9 protein-coding genes are annotated in these 10,181 nt (G+C 33.9%); 1 reads left to right on the top strand and 8 read right to left on the bottom strand.

Features of this window, described 5'->3' with window-relative positions; genetic code table 11:
- Positions 1-693: 693 nt before the first annotated feature.
- Positions 694-2,754 (bottom strand): M1 family metallopeptidase, encoded by a 2,061-nt coding sequence (locus A3SG_RS0115800; protein ID WP_016990975.1) that lies wholly within the window; start codon positions 2,752-2,754, stop codon positions 694-696.
- 7 nt (positions 2,755-2,761) lie between these two features.
- Entirely contained in the window at positions 2,762-3,103 is a 342-nt protein-coding gene (locus tag A3SG_RS0115795) for a transposase (RefSeq protein ID WP_016990974.1), read from the bottom strand.
- 328 nt (positions 3,104-3,431) lie between these two features.
- On the opposite strand from A3SG_RS0115795, the gene A3SG_RS0115790 reads away from it, so the two are divergent.
- Positions 3,432-4,178 (top strand): diphthine--ammonia ligase, encoded by a 747-nt coding sequence (locus A3SG_RS0115790; protein WP_016990973.1) that lies wholly within the window; start codon positions 3,432-3,434, stop codon positions 4,176-4,178.
- A gap of 544 nt (positions 4,179-4,722) precedes the next feature.
- On the opposite strand, the gene A3SG_RS0115785 is transcribed toward A3SG_RS0115790, so the two are convergent.
- The 6 genes from A3SG_RS0115785 to A3SG_RS0115760 all read right to left on the bottom strand — a co-directional run bounded on the left by A3SG_RS0115785 (position 4,723) and on the right by A3SG_RS0115760 (position 9,734).
- On the bottom strand, positions 4,723-6,207 hold the full coding sequence (locus tag A3SG_RS0115785; protein ID WP_016990972.1) for an aminopeptidase P N-terminal domain-containing protein: 1,485 nt from the start codon (positions 6,205-6,207) through the stop codon (positions 4,723-4,725).
- Between the two features lie 209 nt (positions 6,208-6,416).
- Positions 6,417-6,965, bottom strand: coding sequence for a DUF1697 domain-containing protein (locus A3SG_RS0115780; RefSeq protein WP_016990971.1), 549 nt, complete (start codon positions 6,963-6,965; stop codon positions 6,417-6,419).
- Between the two features lie 246 nt (positions 6,966-7,211).
- Entirely contained in the window at positions 7,212-7,403 is a 192-nt protein-coding gene (locus A3SG_RS20935) for a hypothetical protein (RefSeq protein WP_157485506.1), read from the bottom strand.
- Between the two features lie 36 nt (positions 7,404-7,439).
- The gene (locus A3SG_RS23160) at positions 7,440-7,592 is read right to left on the bottom strand and encodes a DUF3307 domain-containing protein (RefSeq protein WP_410501001.1); all 153 of its coding nucleotides are present in this window, start codon (positions 7,590-7,592) and stop codon (positions 7,440-7,442) included.
- A 182-nt stretch (positions 7,593-7,774) separates the two neighbouring features.
- Positions 7,775-8,155, bottom strand: a complete 381-nt coding sequence (locus A3SG_RS20930) for a hypothetical protein (RefSeq protein ID WP_016990968.1) — start codon at positions 8,153-8,155, stop codon at positions 7,775-7,777.
- 1,075 nt (positions 8,156-9,230) lie between these two features.
- Complete coding sequence (locus tag A3SG_RS0115760; RefSeq protein ID WP_016990967.1) at positions 9,231-9,734, bottom strand: CAP domain-containing protein; 504 nt, start codon at positions 9,732-9,734, stop codon at positions 9,231-9,233.
- Between the last annotated feature and the right edge of the window lie 447 nt (positions 9,735-10,181).

Genomic DNA, 10,181 nt, shown 5'->3' with positions numbered 1-10,181 from the left:
CAGTAAGTATTTGTTGTTGTTGTTGTTGTTGTTGTTGTTGTTGTAGTAAAATTAAGTTATAACCAAAACGTATTTGGAGTAGAACATAAATATTTTTGGTGGTACTTCTTTGTGTTTTGAAGCTAAAATTTACAGTGCAATATCTTTTTTTTACTTATTCGAAAACGATTCCAAATAAATTAACCGATAATGAAAAGGGATTACTACTCATAATTTTTTTTGAATATTTACTTCGGTATTCAAGATTATAACATCAATGACTGCTGCCCCTCATATTATGGCTTCTATGCTTTAAACCAGATTAGTAAAAACAGCATCGCCGTAATCGCAGTCGTTTTTTTACTAGCAGCATAAAGAAGATAGTTTCATGAAATTTTCCGTTTAGATACTTTAAAAAAAAGGAAGCCTAATAAAAACACTTCTTTGATTTAAAGAAGTAAATATCTCTTTTATTTTTTCAGTTTTATTTAGGGCGAGATACCGAATAAGTAAACTTCCAGTTGAAGTACCAATAAAAACATCACATTTATTTTTTTTCTAAAAGATAGTGTGTGAGACCATCAGCAAATGTGTCTTTACTCCCTCCTCCAGAAATCACTAATGCCCACTGGAATATATTTTTAAGTGCAACTTAAAAATGGTTTTAAGTCTTTTTTATCGTCCTTAGGTACAATTCATAAACTAACAGTACTATTAATTTAGTAACCGCCTCAATTGAAACTGTTCTCTTTCATCTAACTCAGGTAGAATTCCTTCAAATGAAAGTACCATTTCTTTATCTTTCAATAACTTTCTGATGTTATCTCTTCCAAATTTAGAAAATTGCCACATGTGATGCGTAGTCGCATTCACTAAGTTTTTTAAAACTACGTCATTAATTAAATTAAAACCAATCAGTTTTTCCAAAGCATTTTGACGTGTAATAGCCTCATAATTAGTGGAGGAATAATTAATCAATTCTGCTATGAGAAGGGTTTTATCAACTTCGTATTCTGGGGTTGATACCGCCAGTGACAGCCATAAAGTTTTTAGATTATGATCGCTGAAACCAATCCAGTCTTTGGATTTCGCCAAATAGACCGAGCGCTGTTCCGGGAAATTATTCCATAAATAAAATAAAGCAATCTCCTGCGTCTGATAAGACTTATCGTTTAATAAACTTTCATATTGCACTCTGAAATCCTCTGGAATTTTTGTGTTTGTACTGGCAACCGCCTGCCGAACCTGGATATTATTGGTCGCCAAAGCCAACTCTAACAGCTGCTTTTTGGCTTCAAAATTTTCGTTTTTCAGCTGAATAACGACTGCTTCTTTTACCGTATAATAAGCCTCGGATTGAAGTATCTCTGCCATAAATTCTGCTTTCTCTGACAGTGGTTTTTTCTTCAGCTTATCCAATTCAAACAATAATTTTGAAGTTTTATTTTTATTCAATAACTCATTGACTTTGTTAGAATTAAACACCATAGACTCAAGCCATACTTTGCTAAATTTATCCGTATCGAAATCAGACACTTTATTCACTTCTTGAAAGAAATCCTGCGTTTTCACACTTTGAAAGGAATATTTTTTCAGGTAGCTGCGTACTGCTTTTTTAAATGCTTTATCGCCTATTGCTTCATGCAAAACGAACAAAGCCCAAGCCCCTTTTTGATAAAAGCTTAAGGAACTGGCTTTTTCATTCAGAACCGGAATCGTATCCGTTCTGGAAGCATATTTAATTTGCTGTGCTGTTTCATATAGTTTAGAATAGAAATACTCATCACCATAGATTTCTCGTTCTGCCAGTAAGGCATAGTAAGTGGCAAATCCTTCCTGTAACCAATGGTGTTTTCCGCTTTCGGCAGTGATTAAATCCCCAAACCATTGATGTGCCAGTTCGTGTGCGTTGACATTGGTATAATTGCAGTCTTCAAAACCGGTGGAGTCGACTACATACCTGCTGGAGAATAAGGTTGCCGAAGTGTTTTCCATTCCGGCATACAAAAAATCACGAATGGGAATTTGTTTATACACTTTCCAAGGGTACTTCACCCCTATTTCTTTTTCCAGAAAATCAAACATTCGAACAGAATAACGGTAAGCAGGTTCGTACCTCGCCGTATCTTTGTGTTCCAAGTATAACTCTAATTCGGTTCCGCATTTCGTTTTTTCCGTGTACTTATCAAATTTACCGATCGCCAGCATCAGCAGATAAGAACTCATGGGTTTTTGCATCCGATATTGCCACAAGGCCATGCTGCCGTTTGTCGTTTTACCGGTTAGTATCCCGTTTGAAATTGCCTGATACTCCTGATTAAAAGTAAGCTCTATATTAAAAATCACTTTTTCATTCACATCATCAAAACTCGGAAACCAATTGCTCGTATATTTCCCTTGTCCCTGCGTCCAGATTTGCAAATCATCTGCCGCTTCAGAACCTACGAAATATAAAGCCTTCGTAGGCGTTGCTGTATATTCAAAACTGATTTCATTTTTGCCCTTTTTAAATTGATAGATAATTTGCAATTGTTTAGCTGTATTTACAAAAGGCACCGCCAAATTATTCAGTTTTACGGTTGTAAAATTCATGTTTTGTGCATCAATTTTTATGGTATCAATGGGGGTTAACACCTCCAAACAGTAATGTACCGAACCCGTTACTGATTTCTCTTTTGCATCTAATGTTAATTGCCCGGAAACTGATTTGAAATCAACAAATTTTGTCTGTTGGGCGAAAGCCAACGAAGAGAGTAAAAAAAACAGGTATTTCATAATAAAATTAGAATTTAGAATTTATGGAGTCGATATTGCAATTTCTTGGATTGTACTTAATGTACTGATAAATTTTATTAAATGAATCATCATTACGAACAATATGATCATGATAATTGGATTGCCAAATTTTAGTTGAATTATTCTCCATTACATTAATTTGTTTTGTCGTAACCACCTTTAAAATGGCGACAAAAGATGAGATCGAATTTGGTTTACGAAATAAATTAGGTGGCAGGGATTCCCGGTTTGATTGTAGAGACGCACTGCAGTGCGTCTCTACATCGTGCGTTTCTACGTCGATATCCCCATTTTTTATTTCTAACAGCAAATGAATATGGTTTGGCATAATAACCCAATTATGACAAAAACAATTTTCTCAGATCGAAATTGATTTTACCAATTCCGTTTCAACAATTTTACCGCTTGAGTTTAATTCCATTTTTTCATCGTTAGTAGCTCTAAAAAAGTATTCCCGATTTAGGGTCACTATTATAATAAAATAGATAGCTGCACTAAAATAATCCCAATTTTATAAACGATTTGATTCAGTTTGATACTTATTTTTGAATAATACCATTTAATAAAAATTAAGAACAATCAAAGTTACAAATGATTCAGGAACAAACAGAAGTAATTTTGTAAGTTTACAGACATAAATTTCGAATAAGATCACATTGAAAAAGAAAGCCCTATTTAACTGGAGTAGCGGCAAAGACTCTGCTCTAGCCCTGTATAAAGTTTTACAAGATCCTGAATTTGAAATCAATTGTTTACTAACCAGCGTAAACCAAGAATTTCAGCGTGTTTCTATGCATGGTGTTCGCGTAGAATTATTAGAACAACAGGCCAAAAGCATCGGATTACCACTGGAGATCATGCAAATCCCAGAAATGCCCACCATGGAAGTCTATGAAAGCGTGATGCAAACCACAATGGAAAAACTGAAAAACCAAGGAGTAACCCACTCTATTTTTGGCGATATTAACCTAGAAGACCTGCGTAAATACCGGGAAGACAAATTAGCCACTATGGGACTTGAAGGCGTTTTTCCGCTTTGGAAAGTGCCCACTCATGATTTGATACAGGAATTCATTGGATTGGGCTTTAAAACGATTGTTGTTTGCGTTAACGAGCGTTATCTCGACAAAAGCTTTATCGGGCGAGTAATTGATCAGAGTTTCATCAACGACTTACCTAAAAATGTAGATGTTTGCGGTGAAAATGGCGAATTTCATACCTTTACTTTTGATGGTCCAATTTTCTCAGAATTGATTGATTTTGAAATTGGCGAGATCGTGTATCGTAAATACGAAAAACCAAAAGAGGATTCCTCAAACACCCGCTGTGAATCCGATGCAACAGATGTGTTTGATTACGGCTTTTGGTATTGTGATCTTGTAGAGAAAGAAATAATAAAATAAAAACTCCGAAGAGCAAAAGACTCTTCGGAGTAACTGATTTTTTTAAAGTATTTAACCGCAACTATGCCGATGCGACCAAACTTTGAGTTCTTAAAAAAGGAAATAGAAAAAAAGCTTTTTTTATCCTTTTGATTTTCAAAAACGTACTTGTTTCAGGAGTAGTCCTATGCTTCTATACTGTTTCTGTTGGTGGAATCAATTCTAGTTTCCACCGAAATAATTATTTTTACATTTGATTCCAAACTATCATTGTTTCAATTTCACCTCTTTTTTTCACGAAAAATTAAGATAAGAACCTATTCGTGCTTTCGAAAATAATTTTAAATGAATCTGTCCATTTAAATGATGCTATAATTCAAAAGATTTACCAAATAAATCACTAGCTCTTCAAGCATAAATAATGAACAAAAAAATTAATTCCCTCCGAATAAGAGTGCCTTTTATTAGGATGAAATAGTGGCATAAAAAAATCTAGAATCATTAGATTCCGGAGTTTTAAATAGGAAAGCAAATTTACGATTTACCTTCTATTTATCGAAATAGATCAGTCTAAACTTGGTAAAGTAAAACCGTCCAATACACTTTTTTCCTTCATGAGCGCTTCGATTTCCTCCGACTTCCTCGGTGCTTCCGCAGATAAGTTTATTGGCTCATTTGCTGTAACTAAGATATCGTCTTCAATTCTCACGGCAATACCCCACCATTTTTTATCACAATCGCTTCCCTTAGGAATATAAATCCCGGGTTCTACAGTAAGAACCATATCAATATCAAAGGTGGTGTACAAGCCTGGGTCATGAACATCTAAACCAATGTGATGTGATGTTCCATGCGGAAAATAAACTCTCGACTGCTCCTCTTTAGTGATAATTCCCAGTTTCATTAAACCCGCCGTGATCACCTTGCGTGCCGCAATGTCAGGTGCATTAAAGTCATTTCCCTCTTTGACGGTAGCAATTCCAGCCTCTTGGGCTTGATAAACTAAATCATAAATTAGTTTCTGCTCTGCTGAGAATTTCCCATTAGCAGGAATTGTGCGTGTTACATCGGCAGTATAGCCATGGTATTCTGCACCTAAATCCATTAAGACCAAATCATTTTCGACCTTCATTTTACTGTTTTCTATGTAATGTAAAACACAGCCGTTATTTCCAGCGCCTACAATTGAAGGATACCCTTCAAACTCGCAACCGTATTTTTTATAAACAAATTCATGTATTCCTTGTATCTCATTCTCGGACATCCCAGCATGCATGGCTTTCATAATTTCCCGTTGCCCCATGGCCGAAATCCGAACTACTTTGGTCAGTAATACTAATTCCTCTTTCGACTTTATTTCACGCAAACCAGCCATATAGCTTTGAATCGACTGCGTATCGATACTTACTTTTTTTGGCGTTATGCTTTTTTTATTTCGAAACTCATTCTGTAGATTAGCGTCTATTTTAGATTCTGCCTTTGAATTGTATCCTACCTGATTTTTAAAGGCTTCCACCAATTTATATAAATCAGCGTCATCGCGTTTTGAATCCCGGTAATCATCCTTGAATTCCTTAAAAAGAACAGAGCTAAACTCAGCGTATTTAATTCCTGAGTTGAGAAAATCTACGCCATTGAACGCTGTAGCAAAACCTAAATCATTCATTGCACCTTCGGTACCTAAACGTCTTCCAGTCCATTGCTCTGCTCGAACATTTTTCTCCTGAACATAAAGAATTTCATCATAGGTTTTCCCTTCTTTATTAGTTTGCTTATTCGAAAAAATAACTAAAACAGAATTGGGTTCTTTGTATCCTGTGAGGTAAAAAAAATCAGGGTCTTGATGGTACACATAATCTACATCATTCGCTCTATTGCGAACCGCATTAGCAAAAAAGACTGCCACACTATTGCTTGGCATTTGAATACGTAAGGCCGTCCTGCGCTCTTTGTGGAACTGCGAAGTTAAGTAATCACCGGGCGTACCTGTTTGACCATATGCAAAACAAATAAAAAAGCTACTGACGATAATAGAAAGTTTGAAATTCATATTAGATAGTGAAGTATTAGAATTAATGATAGCGTTATAAATATAAATAGTTTTTGGATTTAAACCAAAACTATTTCTACATTAGCAGCACAGTCGTAAAAATGATTTAATATTTTAAAAAAAACACTGATTAACAACACACTAAGGATAGTATTTCGCAAATCAGCGGTCTGTTTTTATTAAAAAGGGGATTTTTATTGTAAATTAAACTATCCCATTTCTTCATACATTTTCAGCAATTGTGTGACAGTATTCCAATTTCTGATAGTCGCCGTCAAGTTTAGTTTTTTCTCGATATATTTCTCATCCAGTCTCGTCTTAACAGCTCCCACTGCATATTTGATAAAAATCTTATTACCATCCAGATGGGCTTCATCAGGTTTAAATTGGCTAACTTTTAAATCATTACTATTTTCAGAACGAAGCTCTTTGGACACAAAAGCAACATACAGTTTTTTAGTGTCTACTTCTTTCTCTTTCAAAAAAGGATTGTTAGTAAAGCAGGCTTCTAGGTTGGCCGCGCTAAGAATGATCACCGGCACATCACCTCCAAAAACTTTAAATAACTCCTGCTTAATTATAAAACCTACTTTGGCAGCATTTTGTTCCTCTGTGGTTACAAAAACATTTCCTGACTGGATATACGTTTGCACTTTTGTAAAACCAATGTTTTCCAAAGTTATTTTTAAAGCGTCCATTTTGATCATGTTGTGACCGGAAACATTGATGCCTCGGAGCAGTGCGAGATGGGTTGTCATTTTATATATTTTTTTGAATACTCCAAAGGTATTGTGTTCAAGTCACTTTCCCAATTTATTCTATTCTAAAGTTTGTTAGGCTTTGTTAATCCATTACGGCCGACTTTATACAAAATATTTATAACCCATCGCACAAAAAATACCCAATCCAAAATTCAATAAAGTCCCTATCAAGATATATTCAGCAAGCGTGACATCCATAGATTTTTTAAGGTCACCAAACCTAAATATAGATTTGGCTGCCAATTAAAACCCGATTCCTTCCCAAAAATTAATCACCACAAAAAAGAAAATAAACAAGCGTTCCAGAATCCCGATGTATTTCCCCGCATTGTTCTTGTCGTAGTTATTACTATTGGTAATTTGATCACTCCATTTTGACAGTTTAATTTTTAATACTATCGCACTCACATAATTCACAGTGACTAAGGCAGTCAATAAAACTAGATTTTTAGCCGAATACAATACTTCAAATTATATTTCATACGGATAATGGTAACGTACCACAGCAGCAATCACCGCCAAGTGCCATAACTGATCTGTGAAAAACCAAATTTTTACCGTTTTCTTTTTCTCAAAATATAACTTGGCGCAATCAATGGCAAAATGACTGCTAACAATAACAATTAGTGTGATAGGGTATTACGTATTAAACTTTGTGATCAATAACAAGAGTACGAAATGCACTAATAAATGAAAATAGAGGTATTTTGATTTGATTTTATGCTCTATTTTTTTCTTAACTCAAGACGCAGGTTACACTATAAAATCTCTTATTAAATGAGCCAAAACAAGCATTAAAGCTCCCTCTACCATTGTTTTTTAATTCCTTGTTTGTAATATTCAATCCCCTTTTTTAGTTCGTCGTAACCAGCCTTATTTAGGGATGCGCTAATGGAACTCTGACTTTTTCGATTTAAGGCAAGAGCCAGTTCTTTTTGATTAATTTTAGGATTTTCCAACGCCTTTTTTAGTATTTCAGCTGATGTGGACGTCCAGTTATCAGCAAACAATAAAACTAACTTCAAGATAACAGTTAAGGTTTTATCGAATTCAGACCAATGTGATTGAATTTCTATAGTCTGTTTTTTTAATCCTTCCAAGCATTCCCCAGAATTTACAAAAGCAGTTGCATTAGATTCCGTTACTTTACGGGCATTATAATCGACATTACCTACTCCCATCGCCATCCGGACGTCAAGCGCTTTGTGTTACTTGATGGTAGCCTTAATTATAAAGGCAATTTGGAGTGCATCAAGAGGAGCAACTAGCAATTGAAAACGATAATACCATTATATTGTTTAATCTGCGCGTTCGTTGCCGTAAGCATTCAAAACCGCCTTTAAATCCCCCATACATAAGACTAAAGCTACTTTTCTCGAGCTAATAATGTCACCAGTAATCACTAACTTCATATTTATTACATTTTTAGTATAGCTAAATTAAACGATAATTGATGTAAGTGCGTTTTGAAACAATTATCTAAAATAAAAAATTTTTATATTTTATTGTTGGGATAGATTGTAGTTTGCTTCGATTATATTTTATTATTACTTTACAGACCACTATAACTTCTCCTATTTAATACTATGCTGTCGGTTTTTTATTTTCCCTCCATATTACTTTTAAAACGGTTTTGAAAATTAAAAAACTTCGCATTACCAAAATCTCCAATTAAAAAATCCCTGCCTTTTTTATAGAGAGTACATAAATTAAACAAAAGAATATAGGTGTATAAATCTAGACTCTTTATTCTGTCTTTGTAAATATTACAAAAAGACTTTAAGCAGCCTGCTATTTACTCCTCTCGCAGACTCAAAAAGTGTTGCTCTCAATCGAATTGAATTGCTTCGGAAAGAACAGTTAATTCATAAGTTCTACAGGCTTATTAATTTGTATTTGAATCGGTTACTTTACAGAGCCCGCTACAACAAGTTAACGAGACGCTGAATAAGGATGCAGAGCAAACCTACTTTGTAAAAATATCAAGATCGTCAAATCTACCAAAAATAAAGAAAGCTGCACTATTATCATTGTAGATGACAAAGCACAAGTAGAACTATCGTATTGTAGGGGGAAAGCAATGGAATTGTAAATATTTCGAGTAATTACTCTAAAAAAACAGAACCTAATTTAGAGTATTAAACTTGCTGATATATTATGCGGATTAAAGTAAAAAAAACAGAACGGTTTGCATTAGTAAAACAAAAAAAAGAGGCTGCGAATCGGGGAAAGACAGCCTCCCAACTAAAAAAAATAAACGAACTAAATTTTTGCAAATATGTTGGTATAATACTTTTTACCCGTTTCAGTATTTTCTCTTATTGAAATTCCAAAATGAGTATAATTACCAACTATATTTTCTTTGTGACCTGGACTACTCAACCAAGCATTTAATGCTGCTTGAGGACTACTATAATTATAAGCTATATTCTCACTCACTGTTTTAGCTCCAAGTGTTTTTATAATGTTTTCAGAGCGGTTTACAAAACCATTGTGATTAACTACATTATTTGTAATCATGTAATTATTATGTCCTTCTGATTCAACGGATATATAATTAATTTTTTCTAATGAATTAAGGCCAATACTTACTCGATAGTCGTTTATCAGTTGCATCGTTTCCACTTCACTAACGCTATAATTATAATTTGCGACAACTAATGATTTTGCTTCTACCGAAGATGCTTCAGAAGCATCAGAAGAACAGGAATTTAAAGTGAATATAACTGCTGCTAACAGTACCGCACGAAGTAAATTTGTTTTCATAATTTAGTAGTTTAAGCTTAAAGTAGATTGTGGGGCAAACTTCTTTAATATTGTTATTAGTATGTGTTCTAATTCTTTTCAAACATACACACAATTCCGTTAAAACAACAAAAATAATCGACAAACTACATAATTTTGTTTTATAAATAGTATTTAACTTACTTTTATAACAATTAAAAGTTAAAAATATTGAGTTTTAAATTATAGGAGTATCTTATTCTTTCATTTAATCTTAAAATAGGAAGCAAATTATTTGTACTCAAATTAAATACGATGAGAGCGCTTTTATCATATTGCATATAAAGCAACTTTATTTCTGAAAATGGATATCAAGTAGAGGCAATTACTTTTCAACTCAGCGCTTCTCGATTAGAAAATAACATTTGCTAAAATAAAATGTGGAATAGTATAAAAAACAGCTATATACTTCCCTAAAATAAAAAAAGA

The organism is Flavobacterium sp. ACAM 123 (assembly GCF_000264055.1).
In the GTDB taxonomy this organism is placed as follows: domain Bacteria; phylum Bacteroidota; class Bacteroidia; order Flavobacteriales; family Flavobacteriaceae; genus Flavobacterium.
The sequence above is the reverse complement of the archived record's forward strand: the minus strand, read 5'-3'. Positions and strand labels throughout refer to the sequence as shown.